The organism is Cocleimonas flava, from assembly GCF_004339015.1.
In the GTDB taxonomy this organism is placed as follows: Bacteria; Pseudomonadota; Gammaproteobacteria; order Thiotrichales; family Thiotrichaceae; genus Cocleimonas; species Cocleimonas flava.
The window spans coordinates 1,089,459-1,108,978 of sequence record NZ_SMFQ01000002.1 but is presented as its reverse complement, the minus strand read 5'-3'; the positions used below and the strand labels follow the sequence as shown (position 1 = coordinate 1,108,978).

Here is a 19,520-nt window from a genome sequence, read left to right as displayed (position 1 = left end):
AGCACATTCAGTATGAAGTTGGATTAAGAAACGGAATTTAATCACTATGGCAGCACGTGAAGGCAATTTAGAAGCACCCACACGACATCCCTTAGACTGGAAAAATCCAGATTTTTACAACGAAGATTTACTCAATGAAGAACTTGAGCGGGTTTATGATATCTGCCATGGCTGTCGCCGTTGTGTCAGCTTATGCGATGCATTCCCCACTTTATTTGATTTGGTCGATGAATCTGACACCTTTGAAGTCGATGGTGTCGATAAGAAAGATTTCGTAAAAGTCGTCGATCAATGTTACCTGTGTGATCTTTGTTATATGACAAAGTGTCCTTACACACCACCGCACGAATGGAATGTCGACTTCCCTCACCTGATGCTTCGCGCAAAAGCGATTAAGCATAAGAAAGGGGACTTTAAAACCCGTGATAAGATTTTATCGGCAACTGATAAAGTCGGAAACATCGCTGGTATTCCAGTTGTTTCGACTATCGTTAATGCTGCGAATGAAAATGGCTTAGCCAGAAAGGCGCTACAGAAAGTGCTAGGTATTCATCCTGATGCTACTGTTCCTAAATATCACAGTAAAACCGGTAGAAAGTTACTGGCATCAACAGTAGAAGAAAGCAAAAGCACGCACGCAGATGCTAAACAAGCGGGCCGAACTACAGGCAAAGTAGCCATCTTCGCGACCTGTTATGGCAATCGCAATGAACCACATCTATTAGAAGATTTGGGCAAAGTGCTGCATCACAATCAAATAGCAGTTTCCTTAGTCGATAAAGAAGTCTGCTGTGGCATGCCGAAACTAGAACTAGGCGACTTAAAATCTGTTGAACACGCTAAAAACATCAACATCCCTGAGATGGTGAAAAAGATTGATGCAGGCTGGGACATTATCGCTCCCGTACCATCTTGTGTTTTGATGTTCAAACAAGAATTACCGTTAATGTTCCCTGATGATGCGGATGTACAGAAAGTTAAAGCGCATATCTTTGATCCCTTTGAATATTTGATGCTGCGTCACAAGGAAGAACTACTCAATATAGATTTCAAAAAATCACTGGGCAAAATTGCCTACCATGCAGCCTGTCACTTACGTGTACAAAACATGGGCTTGAAAACCAGAGACCTTTTACAACTGGTTCAAGATACTACGATAGAAACGATTGAGCGTTGCTCTGGTCATGACGGTACTTACGCAGTCAAAGAAGAATTTCATGAGAAATCGATGAAAATCTGTCGCCCGGTTATTACTAAAGTCCAAAAGTCGGAATCAGACTTTTACAGTAGTGACTGTCCTATGGCAGGACATCAGATAGCGAATGGTATGAAGGATGATTCTGAACCACAACACCCACTTACTTTGTTACGCATGGCTTACGGGCTATAAACACTAACGGAAGAATTACGGATAAAAAGTACAATGACACAAAAACTAACCAGAGATGACTTACTTTCTTTAGAGCAGTATCATGAACAGCGACCAGAAATTCGAGCGGCAACCATGCTGCATAAAAAGAGCCGCAACCTTCCAGTTGGTCCAAATGTTACTCTGTATTTTGAAGATGCCACTACCTTAAAATATCAAATTCAGGAAATTCTACGTGCTGAAAAAGTATTTGATGCCGCTGGTATCAATGAAGAATTAGAAGTCTATAACGCCATGCTACCTACTGGTACTAATTGGAAAGCAACGATGATGATCGAATACATCGATGTAGCCGAAAGAGTTAAAGCACTGTCACAATTAATCGGCATTGATCGTAAAACCTGGGTACAGGTTGAAGGATTCGACAAAGTATTCGCGATTAGCAATGAAGACTTAGAGCGCGAAACCGAAGACAAAACCTCTGCGGTGCACTTCATGCGTTTTGAATTATCCCCAGAGATGATTGCTGCGGTTAAAGATGGCGCAGCGATTAATGTCGGTATAGATCACGAAAACTACACGCATGCGGTAACGCCAGTTCCTGAGAATTATCGTCAGGCGATGGTAAATGATCTGGCTTAGATAAAAATAGAAAAAGTGCCTAAAAGTGTGGGGGTGCCTTATAAATAGCCCCCTACTATTAACAGTCTCAGGTGTAACTCAGCAACCAATCCTTAAACAATCGAGTTGCTTCCGATAAGTTCTTTTCACTTTTATAACAAACAAAATAGCCGCTTTCAGTATCCAGACTTTCAAAAAATGGGGCGACCAATTGCTTCGCTAAAAAGCCTTCCTGCATGAAATCGTCATACATCAAACAGATTCCCATACCATTTGCTGCGAGTGAAGCGGCCATCACATAGCTATCCATATATTGCATCGGTTGTCTGGGTCTATCATTCAACTCAGTCATTTCTAACCAGCTATTCCAGCCTTTAGGCACGCCCAAAACATCGAGCAATGTCAGCTTATTAACATCATCGAGCTCACGCAATTGTTTTGCATTTTCAGGGCTGCAATAAGGCCTTATCTTTTGTGAAATCAGCGGGATAGATTCAAAGCCATCCCAATCACCCTTGCCATAACGGATTTCTAATTCTGAAGTTGATATTGGGTAATCAGAAGCCCAGTTAGTGCCATGTTGACGAATCGATATATGCGGATGAATCAAATTAAACTGTTGCAATCGAGGTGCCAGCCATAACTCGGCGAAGGTTGTATTCACACCAAACTCAACAACCGCTTCATCTGATGGAGAAAATATTTTAGCCGCGCCCTGGTTGAGCTGTTTCAAGGTACTTTCCACCAGGGGTAAAAATGCCCGTCCTGCGTCTGTGAGACGTATACTTCTGTTAGCCCGATAGAACAGTTTTTGATTCAAGTGATGTTCTAGTAGCTGGATTTGTTGACTCACAGCTGATTGGCTCATTGCCAGATCTTCAGCTGCCAAGGTAAAGCTTAAATGCTCACCCGCAACAGAAAATGTTCTTAGCCAGTTGAGTTGTATAGAATTTGTGAGTAGCCTTTTCATAAGTTTAACTTATACATTTGTGGTTTATATATCATTTGTTGCTGGTCGAATAACTTAATATCATATTTACTAGAAGGACACAATCACTGCGCGCCCCTCATAAAACATAAAAAGTAGCAGTCATCCCTATCAGAGACCAAAGGAATAATGATGAAAAATAAGACAGATGTATTAATTATGGGCGGCGGCATTGCTGGCGTTAGTACTTTATATCACCTGACAAAACTTGGCTGGACGGATGTCATGCTGACAGAAAAGCTGGATTTAACATCTGGTTCTACTTGGCACGCAGCGGGAAACCTGCCTCATTTCAGCAATAGCTTTAATGTGATGAAAATGCAGCAGCACAGTATTGCGCTTTATGCACGTTTAGAAGAAGAAACCGGTCATCCCGTTGATCATCACCCTACCGGTGCGGTTCGATTAGCGCATACCGAAGAGCGCATGAATGAATTTGAGCGCGTGGTTGCAATGTCAAAACTCGCTGGACTGGATCTCGAAATGATCAGTGTTGAGCGCTTGGTCGAGCTCTACCCTTATTTAAACCCAGAAGGAGTTTTGGGTGGATTATGGGACCCAGCCGACGGTCACATCGACCCAACTAGTGCGACTAACGCGATGGCAAAAGGCGCGAAAGATGCGGGCGCAACGATTGTTCGTCAAAACCCTGTAGAAAAAATCGTACAGAAAGAAGATGGCCGCTGGGAAGTGACTACGCCTAAAGGCATTATTGACGCTGGCATTATCGTTAATGCAGGTGGTTTCCGCGCCAACGAATTAGCCAAAATGGTTGGCCACGAATTGCCGATGTGTTCCATGGAACACCAGTTCCTTGTAACCGATTCAATCCCTGAATTAGAAGGTCGTGACGAAATGCTGCCAATGCTTCGTGATCCAGATGTTTCATACTACTTACGTCAGGAAGGTAAAGGTTTCATCTTAGGCCCATACGAGCCAGACGGAATTCCTTGGGCAACTGATGGCGTTCCTAAAGAATTTGGTCAGGAATTATTAGCACCAGATCTTGACCGAATCGAAGACATTATGATGACAGCGATGACTCAGGTTGAGCTGGTTGCTGAAGGCGGCATCAAAACGGTTGTTAATGGCCCTATCACTTACTCACCAGATGGGCATCCATTAGTTGGGCCGGTGCATGGCATCGACAACTATTTTGTTATTACTGGCTTCAACTTCGGTATTGCACAAGGTGGTGGTGCTGGTCACTTTATGGCGCAATGGATTGTTGATGGCGAACCAGAACTCGATCTGTTCGAATTAGATCCGCGTCGTTTTGGTGATTATGCAGACATCAAATACACAGTGGCGAAAGGCACTGAAGTTTATGCCAACGAATATCAATTGGGTTATGCCAATGAATACGCGATGCGCCCTGCGGTTCGCGGCCAAAAGAAAACGCCTATTTACGAATCTCACAAAGCAGACAACGCTGTATTTGGTGCTTACTTTGGCTGGGAGCGTCCTAGCTGGTTCGCTCCTGAAGGTATGGAGCCTGTTGAGCAGCATAGCTTCCGCCGAGGTAACTGGTTTGATCCTGTCGCCGCAGAGTGTAAAAACGTTCAAGAGAATGTAGGTCTTTTGGATTTATCACCGTTCACAAAGTTCGAAGTATCAGGTGAAGGTGCATATGACTATTTAAGTAATATCATGCCCAACCATGTCCCTACTGAACCGGGCCAAATAGTTCTAGCCCATCCGCTTAGTCCTTCAGGCGGTGTTGCCTGGGAAGTTTCAATCACCATGCTACAAGACGGCAGATATTACATGATGTCGCCTGCGGCACTTGAGATTGTTGTAGATGATTGGCTATTCAGTCGTTTACCAAAAGATGGCTCAGTCACCTTGAAAAACACCACCAAAGCCGGGGGGTGCCTTTTAATTACAGGTCCTAATGCGCGTAAGGTTTTGAGTAAGGTAACAGATGTAAGCTTAAGCAATGCAGACTTCCCTTGGTTTACAGGTCAGGAAATTGATGTCGCAGGTGTTCCAACACGTGCTTTACGCATGAGTTTCGTGGGCGAATTAGGTTGGGAGCTTCATCACCCAGTCGAGTACACACAGAAGCTATATGATGCATTACACGAAGCAGGCGCAGAGTTTGACATCAAAAACTTCGGCTTACGTGCAATGGATTCAATGCGATTCGAAAAAGGTTACCCAGTTTGGGGCCCAGACATGAATACAGAATTTACAGCGCTTGAGTCAGGCCTTAGCTGGTTCATAAAAATGGATAAAGACTTCGAAGGTAAAGACATATTGCTTAAGCAAAAAGAAGCTGGCTTTGAAAATGACATGGTGATGATTGAAGTTGATTCAGATATGGCTAATGCAAACAAAACAGATGCACAAAACGGATTTGAACCACTTTACTTAGACGGTGAAATCGTAGGACAGTGTAGTTCAGGCGGTTACGGCAATCGTATCCAGAAGAGTTTAGCGTTTGCCTTTATCAAGACTAAAAAGATTGATAAGAAAGCAGAAAATGCTGGTTTAACCGTTCAGATTCTTGGTAAGCATTACCCTGCCAAGATCGTTCCAATGTGCAACTACGATCCGAAAAATGAAAGAATTAAGGCCGATGACTAAATGCTAACAAATAGTATATGAACTCATTCGAAGGGCGTACTTAAGTACGTCCTTTTTTTATATCACCCCTCCTACTTAAATGAGTTCTCGTTTTGTGTTTTAAAAACGTTAGAACGAATTTATGCCAAAGTTTAGTTATAGCTCGACTGTAAGGAGACCCTATAACTTAGCGTGTATTTAAGCACTTTTTCCCTAGGTTTCTTAACAATAGTAAAACTTAATTACTGATCCCATACCGAATACACATCACCAGATTGAATATCACTTATCTTTGTTTTTCCCGCCAAACCCATGGTTGTCTTGAGTTCATTCTCATAAATCTGCAGCAATTGGTCGATGCCTGGCCTTCCCATTGCACCTAATGCATAGACCATAGAACGCCCGAGTAATACGCCGCTGGCACCTAATGCTTTAGCACGAAAAATATCCATGCCAGTACGCACACCAGAATCAAAAAGTAGCTCCATTTTATCGCCCACCGCATCAGCGATACGAGGAAGCCAGTAGATTGAACTGCCTGCACCATCTAACTGGCGTCCACCATGATTAGAAACAATAATGGAATCGATCCCCATGCTGGCAGCAATTTTGGCATCTTCAACATCGAGGATGCCTTTGAGTATAATTTTGCCACCCCATTCCTGTCGAATCCATTCGACGTATTCCCAATCAAGCGCTGGATCGACCATTTCTTTTGCCCAGACAAGTAGACTACTCAAATCATCTACCCCTTTGGCATGCCCCATCACATTGCCAAAGCCTTTATAAGGAGTGGTTGCCATTTCCAACGCCCATTTTGGCTTGGTCATAATATTCAACATATTGCGGAAGTTAGGGCGAATCGATAATTCGTTCTTCACATCTTTATGGCGTTGACCCAGCATGGGTAAATCCATGGTAACAACTAATGCTGAACAATTAGCGGCCTTGGCGCGATGAATTAAATCTCGTACAAACTCACGATCTTTAACTACATAAAGTTGAAACCAGAAAGGAGCACCGGTCGCTTCCTGAATCTGCTCGATTGAGCAAATAGACATGGTAGATAAAATGAAAGGCACACCATAATCACGAGCTGCAGTTGCCACTTTAATTTCGCCACCTGCATTCTGGATACCCAGCATACCAACGGGCGCAAACGCGATGGGTATTTTTGCATCCGCTCCAACCATAGTGGTTGACGTGTCGACATTAGAAATATCCACGCCTACCCGTTGACGAATACAAACATCCTTTAACTCATTCTCATTTCTATGGAATGTCGATTCAGTATACGAACCGGCTTCCACATAGTCATAGAACATTTTCGGAACACGTCGTTTGTAGAGTTGCCTAAAGTCTTCTACACAGGTAATTTTACTCATGTTAATTATTTCTCTTTATTTGAAGCTAAAAAAACAGCCTCAAAGTAGGGGGGTGCCATTTATAGTATTATTGAATGCGCTGCATCATCCAGTGTTTAAAGGTAATGGTATTGTCACCATATATGCGTGTTGGGGAGGAATAAAAAGCATAACCATAACCCGTTAATTGCTCCTTAAAAGGCGCTACCAATAATCTATTATTGAGCTCATTTAACATTAAATCATCGGCTAAAATCAATCCCTGTCCGTCGACTGCTGCCTGCACGCGCACATTGGCATCACTAATCACTCTGCGAGGGTTGTTTAGCTTAAGATCAGGACCAGCCGTGTTATTGGCTTTTAACCACTCCTGCCACTGATCCTGTTTGCTGTCTTCACATAGCAAGGGGATATTACTTAGCGCTCCTTGCACGATGGCATCCATACTTATCTCGGTTTGCTGGCTTAACTTATGTGTGTCTAATAATTTTGGACTAATCACAGGAAACAAAGACATCGGTATTTCAGCGAAGCGATTTCTATCCAGCTTTCCTTTGCACGGCCCCCACAAGATTGCGAGATCGACTTCATCAAGCTTGAAATCAACCGAATTTACCGAGTGTTGTAACAAAAAATTGATATCAGGGTATTCATCGTTAAAACGACCGATACGCGCTGACAACCAGCGCGCAGCGACATAGGTCGTTGCGGCAATCGATACGTTTGCTTCCTGCTTGCCTTCCTGAATACGCGAGAGGCTATTTTCAAGATCTTCGAAAATCTTTTTCGTGGTCAGATATAAGGCCTGCCCTGTATCTGTTAGATAGACTTGGCGCACGGAGCGTTTGAACAAACTGCTTTGTAACTCTTCTTCGAGTTTACGTATTTGATAACTGACTGCGCCTTTGGTTACGCATAACTCATTCGCTGCGATACTAAAACTCAGGTGCCTGGCCGCAGATTCAAAGACTTTAAGGCTATCGAGCGAGGGTAAAGAATGTTTCATTGTTGGTCCAGCCTAGAAATACAGTAAAGCATTTATGGTTTAAATTAACTGAACTATAGATCATAACGTTTCGATTGTCAGACGCTTACTTTGTTGTGCATTATTGATGACTTAAATTTAGAAGGCTTAAATTTTAACTATTTATATCTGGAGTAGAAAATGTCGAATTCTGTTAAATCCCATGCTCGCGTGGTTGTCATCGGCGGAGGTATTGCAGGTTGCTCTACCTTGTATCATCTTACCCAGCTTGGCTGGACAGACGTAGCACTGGTAGAAAGAGATGAACTGACTTCAGGTTCGACATGGCATGCAGCGGCGCAAGTCACTCAGTTTGGCGGCAATCAAACCATGATTGGTTTGAAACGTCACAGTATCGACCTGTACCGAGAACTCGCGGCAGATGAGGATTTTCCCTTCTATTACGATATCACCGGCGGCATGCGAACCGCTTACACTCAGGATCATATCGATACCTATCAACATTATATTGGCATGGCGAAAAGCATGGGTGTTGAGATGGAATACATCAGCCCAAAAGAAATCAAAGAACGTCATCCATTATTAACCACAGACAAAATGCTGGGCGCGTGGTGGGATCCATTAGATGGCTATATTGATCCATCCGGCATTACTCTGGCATTGGCACGAAAAGCACGCCTCGCAGGAGCTTCTGTGTATAGAAGTAATCCCGTTGAAGGTATTACGAAAAAAGGCTCTCGTTACGGCACGGGTGAATTTATCGTTCACACCAAAAATGGCGACATCACCTGTGAAAAAGTTGTCAACGCAACCGGCTACCGCGTCAATGAAGTGGGCAATATGTTAGGTGTTGAGCACCCTGTGACATCGATGGAACACATGTATTTCCTTACCGATAATATTCCCGAATTAGAAGCACTGGATTTTCAGGTACCGATTATTCGTGATCCATTAGATGATTTTTACAGCCGTCAGGAAAAAAATGGCCTGCTGGTTGGTGTTTACGAACAAGCGTGTAAAACCTTCGGCATGGATGGCATTGACCCAGCATTCACTAAAGATTTATGCCCACCCGATTTAGATCGCTGCCTTGAAAATATGGAAGGTATTTTTGAACGCTTACCCGCTCTTCAAAACGCAGGAATTCATACCACCATCAATGGACCTATTACCTACACCATTGACGGCATGCCGTTGATTGGAAAAATACCTGGAATAGAAAACGCTTACTGTGCGATCGGCTTGCGAGCGGGAATCGGCGAAGGTGGTGGACACGGAAAGATCTTAGCTGACTTAATCGTTCACGGTGAATGTGAGTGGGATGCATGGTGTCTTGATCCGCGACGTTTTACCCAATACGCAAATACCGAACATACCTGCTTGAAAGCGATTGAAGATTACCAGAACGAATTCCACTATCACTTACCGCACGAGCATCGCCCAGCATCTCGATTAGCACGTACAACGCCTCTTTATCCAGTCCTTGATCAGCTAGATGTTGCCTGGGGAGTGGTTAATGGTTGGGAGCGCTCTTTATTCTTCAAACCTACCCCTGATTTTGAAGATGAGCATTCATATCGCTTCACCTCGACAAAAGATGTTGTGGCTAAAGAAATTGAAGCCTTAACGACAAATGTTGGTTTGATGGAAGTGTCTGGTTTCAATCGTTTCTCTATTCAAGGTGAAGGCGCAACGGAGTTTTTAGACAGCATCACCTGTAGCAATATTCCGAAAAAAGTCGGCAAAATTAGCCTGTGTTATTTGCTCAATGAACATGGTCATGTACTAACAGAAGCGACCCTTGCCAAGTTAGACGAAGAGCATTACTGGTATGGTTCTGCCGCTGCTGCTGAATGGCATGATCTGGATTGGTTGAACACGCACAAACCTGATTCCGTAACTATTACCGAAATGGCAGCATCACATACAATACTTGTGGTTGCAGGTCCTAAATCACGCGATTTATTGCAGTCGCTTTCACCGCGATGTGATTGGTCTAAAGCGGGATTCCCCTGGTTGAATGTTAAAGAAATGACACTAGGTCATGCGAAAGTAATGGCAATGACGGTAAGTTTCTCCGGTGAGCTCGCCTATGAATTGCATGTGCCTAATGAGCAATTATATTTAGTCTGGAAGCTGTTAAATGAGGCAGGTACAGCGTTTAACTTGTCACACTTCGGTCTTTACGCTACAGAATCAATGCGTATGGAAAAGGGCTATCTGCATTGGAAAGCAGACCTTATTTACGAACGTAACCCTATGGAAACTGGCCTAGACTTTTTCGTGAAAATGGATAAGCCGGACTTTATCGGTAAAAAAGCGCTGCAAGCACAATTAGAAAAAGGTAATCAAAAGCAGCTCGTCACGCTTGTTATTGACTGTGATTTGGCCCCTGCACACAGTGGTGATTCAATTTACCACGGTGAGACATTATCAGGCACTGTCACCTCTGGCGCCTATGGTCATCGCGTTAATAAAAACATTGCCTATGCGTTTGTAGAACCTCAACTCTCCGAGGTAGGTACTGAAGTAAAAGTAGAAATACTAGGCGAGAAGTACCCTGCTGTTGTGACTGAAGCTGGTTTGTATGATCCTAAAAATGAGTTAGTCAGAGGCTAATAAAAAACTAGTAAAAACTAACTAAACAGATCTAAATGTGGCCTCAAAGCAGGAAGGAGTGTTGAATTGACACCCCCCTACTTTAGAGGCCTTTTTTCTTTTAAATATGCACTCACAGCTTTCTTTTCTATCGTTCTGATCCATCGTTCGAATTTAATCCTATACTCATTGAGTAAAGCACCGTTATATTGTCTGACGAGGATAGCTTTAGAAAAAACGTAGATAGAGACTGAATATGGAAACACACTGGATTGCAGTAGATTGGGGCACAACAAACCTTAGGGCGTATGCAATGTCCAGCGAGCATCAGGTCTTAAGTGATGCGCAATCTCATGATGGTGCGGGCAAACTTTCACCCGACGAATTTGAAGATGCTTTGCTAAAACTAATTGATGATTGGCTAGTGCCCGATAGAATAACCAGCGTTCTGGTTTGTGGAATGGCAGGTGCCAAACAGGGATGGGCAGAAGCACCTTACCTGCAAACTCCGTGTCTGCCTTCTTCATCCGATGGATTAAAAGCTGTTGAAACGAAAGATTCCCGCCTTAAAGTATCCAATCTGCCCGGCGTCTGCCAACAATCTCCCGCAGATGTGATGAGAGGAGAAGAAACGCAACTTGCGGGTCTAATCGCTGATACAGGTGCAAAATTCAACACAGTGTGCCTACCGGGAACGCACAGTAAGTGGGTACAACTACAAGATAATCAGATACACCGTTTTAACACCTATATGACGGGTGAGACTTTCGAATTGCTCAGCCAGCAATCCATTCTGCGTCATGAGCTAACTTCAGAAGGCTGGAACCAATCCGCATTTTTAGAAGCCGTTGAGGAATCTCTAAAAAACCCGCAACAGCTATTAAGTGACTGCTTTCGTATTCGTGCACAAGGTTTGTTAGGTAAACCCGATTCGGCTTCTGCACGTGCCAGATTATCTGGATTATTGATAGGAGCAGAACTTGCAGGTGCAAAATCCTACTGGAACAATCAGAATACAGCATTAATTGGTGATGATCGTTTAGTCACCCTCTATGCAGAGGCTTTAACCCATATCGGTGGTAACAGCGAAATATTCAGTGCTCAAGACATGACCTTACAAGGTTTGATTCAAGTGTATAAAAATCTATTCAATCAATGAGAAATACTATGTCACCTAGACCGTCACGTAAATTAATTGCAATTCTGAGAGGCATCACTCCCGATGAGGCAAAAAGCGTATCTGAAATGCTGGTTGAAAAAGGCTTTGACTGGATTGAAGTCCCTTTAAATTCACCGAATGCCTTTGATTCGATTGAACGTATGGCTAAACATTTAGGTGAACGTGCACATATCGGTGCAGGCACAGTGTTGAATGAAGATGACATCATTCGCATCAAAGAGGCTGGCGGTACTTTTATTGTTTCACCTAACTTTGATATTGATGTTGTGCAGCAAACCAAGAAATTGAATATGGGTTCATACCCCGGCGTACTGACACCCTCGGAATGTTTTGCCGCTTTAAAAGCGGGTGCTGATGCTTTGAAATTATTTCCGGCGACAGCAATCGGCGGGGTAAATATTCAAGCAATGCGCGCAGTGTTGCCAGAAGCAACTGATTTGTACGCAGTGGGTGGTTGTAACCCTGAAAATCTGGGTGAATGGTTATCCTATGGTGTTGATGGTTTTGGCATCGGTTCTGCGCTCTATAAGCCCGGGAAATCAGTCGCAGAAATTGCCAAATCGGCAGAAGCATTTGTCGAAGCCTTTGATAAACACGTTTAAAGTTATGGTAAACAATTGGAAACGAGAAAGGTCTAATTTTACTTTTTGATGAAATAGAGGGGGATTAAAATCACACCCCCCTACTTTGGTGCCTTTTTTTATGAGGTTGATTATCTGTTTTCAGAAAGCCCTTCAAACAACCTTGCAACAGCCTCAGCCCCGGGATCAATATTTCCTTTCAGTTGCTCCTCATTCACATAAGTAGAGCGGCCTGCCTTAGCAACTAATATCGTTGAAGTATGATTTGCTCCTTCACGAGCCGCTATAGCCGCAGCCTCTAAGCCATTATCCAAAGCATCTAAAGCTGGGCTTAGTGCATCAACCATGGTTCGATCACCGAGATTTGCTCCACCGATCGCTTGCATTCTATTTAAACCTGATTTGAAGGCATCAATAACTGAAGCACCGTTGGAGGAAGCATCACCTACCGCGGTAAAGAATATTGCCAACAATACCCCGGAAGAACCACCCATGACTTGGCTCAATTCCTGACCGATAGCGCTAAATAGTTTTGGATGATCTGCTAACGGCAGGCCCTCAAGCGCAGCAATTATAGATCGTCCTGCACCTGCTACGGTAGAACCTGTATCGCCATCACCTGATTTGGCATCAAGTGCATTCAAGTCAGCCTCTGCTGCGATCATGATTTCACAACATTGTGTAATTAACGTTGCAGTCTCATCATGCTTTGATGGATTATGCCTAACGGGTGTTAATCCATCGGGTAAATCGACGATCGCAATAGGCGTTATTTCTTTACAATCTGGCCACACAGAAAGCGCACAGGGTGATTTTAATAACGCCTCTTGTTGTGCGGTAAGCGGACATACCGAGATTGAAAAACCTCTCATATCAATGGCTGTCATAAGTGATGCCGGACCGATAATTAACTTGAGTTTTTTACCGATAGAAGAATTAACTAACTCATTCGCAAGTATCGACATTTCCAAAATAGAAACACCACCCAAATTATTTAGCAAAACAACATGTGACTCATTACTCATCAAAGGCTCTAGTTTATTCACCATTGCTGCAATCGACTGTTTGGCATCAATATAATCTAATTTTTCAAAACCTGGCTCGCCATGAATGCCCAGACCTAATTCAACTTTACCGTCTTCAATGCGCTGGTCTTTTGGTGAGCCCGGAACAGTGCAGGTGTCCAAAGACATGCCAATGGTTTTAGTACCGGCGATAATATTCTCGGCAACTTTGGTTACCTCGTCTAAAGATCCACCGTCATTTGCAAGCGCCCCAGCGATTTTATGAACTAAGACTGTTCCGGCAATACCTCTCGGTTTCGCTAGATCGGGTAAAGCAATATCATCATCAACGATAACCATATTTACCTTAAAGCCCATTTCGATCGCTCTTGCTGCGGCTAAGCCAAAGTTCAAACGGTCTCCCGTATAATTTTTGATGATCAGCAGGCAACCTTCAGAACCTGTCACTGCCAGTATTGCTGACAAAACAGCATCTACCGATGGCGAAGCAAACACTTCTCCACAAACTGCTGCCGTAAGCATACCCTCACCAACTAAGCCAGCATGTGCGGGCTCATGCCCTGAACCGCCGCCAGAAATAAGCGCAACTTTGGACTTATCCCAATCGTTTCGGACAACGACTTTGATATGTGGATAACCATCGAGTCTTGCGAGTGCCCCTCCTGACGTGGAGATCAATCCATCTACAGCTTCCGTGACAATATTTTCTTTATTATTTATAAATTGGGACATTCTCTCTCCTTTGAATAACTACAGTGCAAAACCGTATATAACTATATTTACTGATAGGCTAAGAGAGTAACAATAAAAGCGGGGACTCACCTTAGCCGAGAAGACGCTAGTAGGAGCAAAGTAGCGTCACATTTGACGCTACTAACATGCATTTTGGTGAAGAGAAAAAAGAAAACTTCCCTCTGTTTCTTACAAAACCTGTCTTTTTTATGGATTACAAAAAATCCTGAGGATGGAATGTAAATTGAGCGTCAGTAATTTCATTCTTAATTAATTTTTTAATATTTTCTGGGATACGCTCATCTGTATGGTGAAATAAATCACATTGCTTCATCGCTGCTCTGATATTGATGTTTTTTCCTAAAAATTCGAAGACTGTTCTACCTGCGCTGGGCTGATGAGAACTGCCTGAAGATGCACAAATTACCAAGCCAGACATATAAGGACTATTCGGTCGATAGTTTGGCGTTAAAATCGCTTCGGATATTGTTGAATTCAATGCTGGTTCCGATTCAACGATGAATATTCTTTCGGCCAGAAAAAACGCAACGCCATGATATTTTATTACCAAACGAGGTATGGATAAGTCATCATTTTTACTCGAAAGCTCTATGTGTTTAATGTAGTAATAATCACCTAATTGATAGAGTTTAAAGAATGAGCGGAAGATATATCCGGGAAAACTAAATGAATAAAAATAACGGTAATAGTAGCCTTCATAACGACTTAAAGACTGACTCGAATTCTTCATTAACGGCATAACGATGTTTGCAAACTGCTCTGGAACTGCGCCTTTCTTTTCGGTAGCGCTGGGTAAGCCTGCTATTTTTTGAAATTCGATAGGGTCGATAACAATCTCTTCGCTTTCAACACCAAAGAAGTCACAGATCTTTTTATAATTTTTATAAGAAGGAAACGATTTACCACTAAGGTATCGATTGAATTGTTGTCTGTTTATTTCAAGCCTGCGGCATACTTCTGATATCGAACTGTAGAAGCCACATAGGAATTTTAAGTTTACTGCAAAATTTTCTGAATCAGTTTGATTGCTCATATATACGCATTAACCACCTTTAAATCGCGTTTAAGCATAGGTTATTAATTTAAAAATAACTACACTAAATTCAGCTATACCCTTTAAATTCAACGTATTTGAGGTGATCACAACAGTAAATAGATCAATGCATCGTGGTAGCTTCATTTTTTACGCTTAGTAGCGACAAACAGACCAAATCAAACAACCGCCAAACGCTTTTGTTACTGCTACACTGAATATCAATTACTCAAGATGTACATGAAATAATGCTTAAATTTAAAGATGCTGATCAAAGCCTTTGGCAACATACAGCAGTAAAACTCACTAGACCGGAACCATTAAAGGGCGCTGTAAAAGCAGACGTTACTATTGTAGGTGCTGGTTTTACAGGGTTACGCACAGCATTAGAACTCGCTCAGAAAGGTGTCAATGTGATCGTATTAGATATGCATGAACCAGGCTGGGGTGCTTCAGGTAGATCGGGCGGACAAGTTAACCCACTAGCACATGCTCAACCCAGTGAAATCATCGAGCAACTAGGTGATGTTTTCGGCAATAGAGTACTAAACAATTATATTCATTCAGCAGATGAAGTATTTGACCTTATCGACAAACATGATTTGAAATGTGACTCCGTGAGAAAGGGCTGGCTAAGGGCCGCACACAGTCGCTCATCAATTCCTGAACTGGAAAAAATGGCTAAAAACTGGTCTGACATGGGTTTAGATATAGATAGTGTGGAAGGGGAACAACTAAACCAGCTTTCCGGATCTACAGCCTATTCTTATGCCACACGTGTTGAATCTGGCGGCTCTATTCACCCCCTTTCTTATACGCGTGAATTAGCACGTGTAGCCATGGAACATGGTGCGCAAATCTACTCTGACAGCAAAGTATCCAAGGTAGAACGTAAGGGTGATAAATGGCAATTAACGACCGATACCGCAACGATTGATAGCGAATGGGTGGTCTTTTGTACCAATGGTTATACTGACGATACCTTGAAAGGTTTGAAGCAAACCATTATCCCACTAATCAGTGTACAAGCTGCTACGCGTGAATTAACGGATGAAGAATACGCTCAAGTATTGCCTGAAGGACATACCATTGCTGATACTCGCAGGGTGATTTACTACGGCCGCAAGGATAATCGTAATCGCATTCTACTAGGCAGTTTAGGGTCGTCAGAACTCTGTGTAGGTACAGATAGAGATCGAATCCACAATGCTTTTAAAACAGTCTTCCCCCAATTTAAACCTGAAGATATAGAATTTTATTGGGGCGGGCGTATTGCACATACGAAAGACCTGTTGCCTCATTTGCACGAACCTGCGCCAGGTATACTCGCTGGCTTAGGCTGTAATGGTCGAGGTGTAGCAATGGGGACAGTTATCGGTAGAATTTTATCTGAACGAGTATTAGGTAAAGAACAGCAGGATTTAGCGATGCCGACCACGCCTTATAAATCTTTTGCGTTTCACCGATTCCATGAAGTCGGAGTCAGTGTAACCACCAAGTATTTTGAAATGAGAGACGCGTTAGAAGTGAAATTTTCATAATCGCGTAATTATTAAAACCAGCTAAATTGACATTAACTCATCAGACTAGACAGATTATTAATATGATTAAAATAGAAAAACCAGACCCAAAAAAATTAGAAGAAATAAAACAATGGGAAGTATGGGAAAAGGAACCCTGTACCTTTGATCATGATCAACAAAAAACAGAGTCTTTTTACATAATTGAAGGAAAGGCTAGTTTATCTACCGATACAGGCATCAATGTAGATATTTCTGCAGGAAATCTTGTGACTGTCGAGTCAGGGCAAATTGTTCACTGGCACGTGCATGAAACGATTAAAAAACATTTTAGATTTTACGATTAATTGATCATTAAAAAATCATAAGTGAGGAGAAAGAGAGGAGAAAGAGAGAAGATAAAATTAAACATACTATTTTTATTAAAAACAAAGAATTATCCACACTTAACCATTTGATAAGCCCTAAAAAATGATCAAAAAAACCCCTATAAGTAGGGGGGTGTATTAAGTAAAGGGTGGTACTTAGATTCTACAAAAATACAATAGATGTGAATATTTTAAACAAATATGAGTAATACTAATGTAATTAATAAGCAGTGCTTAAGCTATTGATAAGTACTACTTAAGTCATTAAAAAGAAAAGATTTTTAAAAATTTTTAACTATACTCAATTGATGCATTTTGTATTTAACACTACTAAATGTAGAAAAAAGTAAGTTCTATACTTGGAGGAGTTAGAGTTTAACGTTTGATGTCGGATGCTTTTTGATTAAGAGCGTATGGCTAATATTAATATATTGTGAAGTCTAAATTTGAGGTTATAAAATGAAATCAATGAAAAAAATCCTGGGTTCTTTATCGATTGTTGCATTGTCTGCATCAATGGCAACATCCGCAAGCGCTGATGTGAATGTCGCTTACTTTCTAGAGTGGGCAACACCCAATCAAATAGCGAAGGTTGAGAAAACATACGACAAAGCATTAGGCGAAAAAGTAAACTGGGTTAACTTCGCCACAGGTACAGCAATGACAGAAGCTATGTTATCTGGTGATATCGATATCGCATTTAGCCAAGGCTTAACTCCATTTGTAAATGCTGTTAATGCAAATGCACCTATCAAACTGATTGGTGTCGCTGTTGCTTACGGCGCTGGTGGTGACTGTGTTGTAAGTACCAAGTCTGGTATTTCAAAAGAAAACGCAACAGAGCTAGAAGGCAAATCAATAGCAGTACCATTAAACACAATGTCTGACTATGAAATGCGTTTGACACTGAGTACTCTGGGTGTTGACATCAAAAAAGTAACACTAGTCGATCAGGAACCAGCTGATGCTGCAGTATCTTTAGTTGATGGTGCCGTTGCAATGGCATGTGGCTTCGGTGAGAACTCATTATCCAAGATGAAAGAAGTGGGTAAGTCTATGCTAACCATCCCTGAGAAGACTGAAGCAGGAATCACGAGTTTTGATATCGTATCTGTTACAGAGAAATTTGCTCAGGAAAACCCAGAAGCTGTAAAAACGTTTATGGAAGTAACAGCACAAGCGAACGCAGACTTTGCTAAAGACCAATCTAAGCTAGCGATTATTGCTGGTGATGCTGGTTTATCTGTAGAGAAAACTAAAAAGCAGATGGCAGGATTCAGTTTTCCTAGTGTAGAAGAGCAAATGTCTGAGTACTTCAGCAAAGATGGCAAAGTTGCTAGTGTTCTTCCTTTCATGGGAAAAATGTTTGCTACAGAAGCTGCTCCAGCTAAAGAAGATTACTCTACAGTAGTAGACACATCTTTCCTTAAGTAATATGGATTTTTAAGATATTACTAAAAACGGTAGATAAATTTATCTACCGTTTTTTTTGTAACAAAATTTAGAACAAAATCAGAACAAGCATCAAAAGATAGCAAACATGATGCATTAGCTATGCTTTTACATAAAAATTTATATTCTTATGGTAAAAATTGAAACAATAATATTTCCTGCAAAATAACACTTAACAAAAAGATATAAGGAAATTTTCATTTTTACAGGAAATATGATTTTTAAAGCTAGGCTACTATTAATTGAGACAATAATGAGTAGCGATTAAATTAAATCAACAATTAATCGTGAAGCGAAATAAATAAACTAAGGAAGGAATATGAGTGATCTTGTAGCAAAAGACCTGAGTATGGTTTTTGATGTTGATACTGGAGGCCAAGTACATGCACTTAACAACGTCAACTTCACGTTAAAAAGCGGAGAACTTCTATCGGTACTAGGCCCATCAGGCTGTGGTAAAACGACTCTATTAAACATAATTGCAGGATTCAACCACCCAACGGGTGGCGCGGTATATCTTGGTGATGAAGAGATAAAAGGCCCCGGTGTTAACAGAGGCATGGTTTTCCAACAGGGTGCATTGTTTGAATGGTTAACCGTTTCAGAAAATGTCGACTTCGGTCTTCGTATGAAAGGCACAGACCCTAAAAAAAGCAAAAAGATGGTCGATGAATGGTTAGACATTGTTGGCCTGGCAGGCTTCGGAGATATTCCTACCTATCAATTATCAGGTGGTATGCAACAACGAATTGCATTAGCACGCTGTCTTATCAATGACCCTGATTTAATCCTGATGGATGAGCCACTAGGCGCACTGGATGCGTTGACACGTGAAAAGATGCAATCACTGGTTTTGAAAATCTGGAAAGAAACAGGCAAGACAATCATGATTATTACTCACTCAGTAGAGGAGGCACTGCTACTAGGTGAGAGGTTATTTGTAATGGCACCAAGGCCAGGAAGATTGCATAAAGAATACAACTTACCGTTTGCTGAAAGGGGAGTCACTGAAGACACCAGAGATATCAAAAACAGTGAGGAATTTATAGAAACTCGCGAAGAGATTCTTACCATGATCTGGGATATGGAAGAAGAAATAATGGGGCAGGTGTAAT

General features: G+C 42.0%; 15 protein-coding genes. 10 read left to right on the top strand and 5 right to left on the bottom strand.

The window, feature by feature from the left end; genetic code table 11:
• The first annotated feature begins 46 nt into the window (after positions 1-46).
• Both EV695_RS05030 and EV695_RS05025 read left to right on the top strand, forming a co-directional pair.
• Complete coding sequence (locus EV695_RS05030) at positions 47-1,390, top strand: heterodisulfide reductase-related iron-sulfur binding cluster (RefSeq protein WP_131904802.1); 1,344 nt, start codon at positions 47-49, stop codon at positions 1,388-1,390.
• 33 nt (positions 1,391-1,423) lie between these two features.
• Positions 1,424-2,011 carry a DUF3501 family protein gene (locus EV695_RS05025; RefSeq protein ID WP_131904801.1) on the top strand — a complete coding sequence of 196 codons (588 nt, stop codon included), beginning with the start codon at positions 1,424-1,426 and terminating at the stop codon, positions 2,009-2,011.
• Between the two features lie 67 nt (positions 2,012-2,078).
• Here EV695_RS05025 and EV695_RS05020 read toward each other — a convergent pair whose 3' ends face one another.
• Positions 2,079-2,960, bottom strand: coding sequence for a LysR family transcriptional regulator (locus EV695_RS05020; protein WP_131904800.1), 882 nt, complete (start codon positions 2,958-2,960; stop codon positions 2,079-2,081).
• Positions 2,961-3,110: 150 nt separating this feature from the next.
• Between EV695_RS05020 and EV695_RS05015 the strand changes: the two genes are divergently transcribed.
• Positions 3,111-5,567 (top strand): GcvT family protein, encoded by a 2,457-nt coding sequence (locus tag EV695_RS05015; protein ID WP_165874621.1) that lies wholly within the window; start codon positions 3,111-3,113, stop codon positions 5,565-5,567.
• Between the two features lie 221 nt (positions 5,568-5,788).
• On the opposite strand, the gene EV695_RS05010 is transcribed toward EV695_RS05015, so the two are convergent.
• Together EV695_RS05010 and EV695_RS05005 are read right to left on the bottom strand one after the other, a co-directional pair.
• Positions 5,789-6,931 carry an alpha-hydroxy acid oxidase gene (locus EV695_RS05010; protein ID WP_131904798.1) on the bottom strand — a complete coding sequence of 381 codons (1,143 nt, stop codon included), beginning with the start codon at positions 6,929-6,931 and terminating at the stop codon, positions 5,789-5,791.
• Positions 6,932-6,998: 67 nt separating this feature from the next.
• A complete protein-coding gene (locus tag EV695_RS05005; RefSeq protein WP_131904797.1) occupies positions 6,999-7,916 on the bottom strand; it encodes a LysR family transcriptional regulator in 918 nt (305 codons plus the stop codon).
• Between the two features lie 159 nt (positions 7,917-8,075).
• Between EV695_RS05005 and EV695_RS05000 the strand changes: the two genes are divergently transcribed.
• From EV695_RS05000 to EV695_RS04990, 3 genes are all read left to right on the top strand, one after another.
• On the top strand, positions 8,076-10,514 hold the full coding sequence (locus tag EV695_RS05000; RefSeq protein WP_131904796.1) for an FAD-dependent oxidoreductase: 2,439 nt from the start codon (positions 8,076-8,078) through the stop codon (positions 10,512-10,514).
• A gap of 235 nt (positions 10,515-10,749) precedes the next feature.
• A complete protein-coding gene (locus EV695_RS04995) occupies positions 10,750-11,652 on the top strand; it encodes a 2-dehydro-3-deoxygalactonokinase (protein ID WP_131904795.1) in 903 nt (300 codons plus the stop codon).
• Between the two features lie 8 nt (positions 11,653-11,660).
• Positions 11,661-12,275, top strand: coding sequence for a 2-dehydro-3-deoxy-6-phosphogalactonate aldolase (locus tag EV695_RS04990; RefSeq protein WP_207906948.1), 615 nt, complete (start codon positions 11,661-11,663; stop codon positions 12,273-12,275).
• A 110-nt stretch (positions 12,276-12,385) separates the two neighbouring features.
• On the opposite strand, the gene EV695_RS04985 is transcribed toward EV695_RS04990, so the two are convergent.
• Together EV695_RS04985 and EV695_RS04980 are read right to left on the bottom strand one after the other, a co-directional pair.
• Positions 12,386-14,011 (bottom strand): dihydroxyacetone kinase subunit DhaK, encoded by a 1,626-nt coding sequence (locus EV695_RS04985; RefSeq protein WP_131904793.1) that lies wholly within the window; start codon positions 14,009-14,011, stop codon positions 12,386-12,388.
• Between the two features lie 214 nt (positions 14,012-14,225).
• Positions 14,226-15,065, bottom strand: coding sequence for a helix-turn-helix domain-containing protein (locus EV695_RS04980; protein WP_131904792.1), 840 nt, complete (start codon positions 15,063-15,065; stop codon positions 14,226-14,228).
• 248 nt (positions 15,066-15,313) lie between these two features.
• On the opposite strand from EV695_RS04980, the gene EV695_RS04975 reads away from it, so the two are divergent.
• The 4 genes from EV695_RS04975 (at position 15,314) to EV695_RS04960 (ending at position 19,519) form a co-directional block, all read left to right on the top strand.
• Positions 15,314-16,606, top strand: a complete 1,293-nt coding sequence (locus tag EV695_RS04975) for an NAD(P)/FAD-dependent oxidoreductase (RefSeq protein WP_131904791.1) — start codon at positions 15,314-15,316, stop codon at positions 16,604-16,606.
• Between the two features lie 62 nt (positions 16,607-16,668).
• Complete coding sequence (locus EV695_RS04970; RefSeq protein WP_131904790.1) at positions 16,669-16,932, top strand: cupin domain-containing protein; 264 nt, start codon at positions 16,669-16,671, stop codon at positions 16,930-16,932.
• 480 nt (positions 16,933-17,412) lie between these two features.
• Positions 17,413-18,387 carry a taurine ABC transporter substrate-binding protein gene (locus EV695_RS04965; protein ID WP_207906947.1) on the top strand — a complete coding sequence of 325 codons (975 nt, stop codon included), beginning with the start codon at positions 17,413-17,415 and terminating at the stop codon, positions 18,385-18,387.
• A 337-nt stretch (positions 18,388-18,724) separates the two neighbouring features.
• On the top strand, positions 18,725-19,519 hold the full coding sequence (locus EV695_RS04960; RefSeq protein WP_131904789.1) for an ATP-binding cassette domain-containing protein: 795 nt from the start codon (positions 18,725-18,727) through the stop codon (positions 19,517-19,519).
• Position 19,520 lies beyond the last annotated feature (1 nt).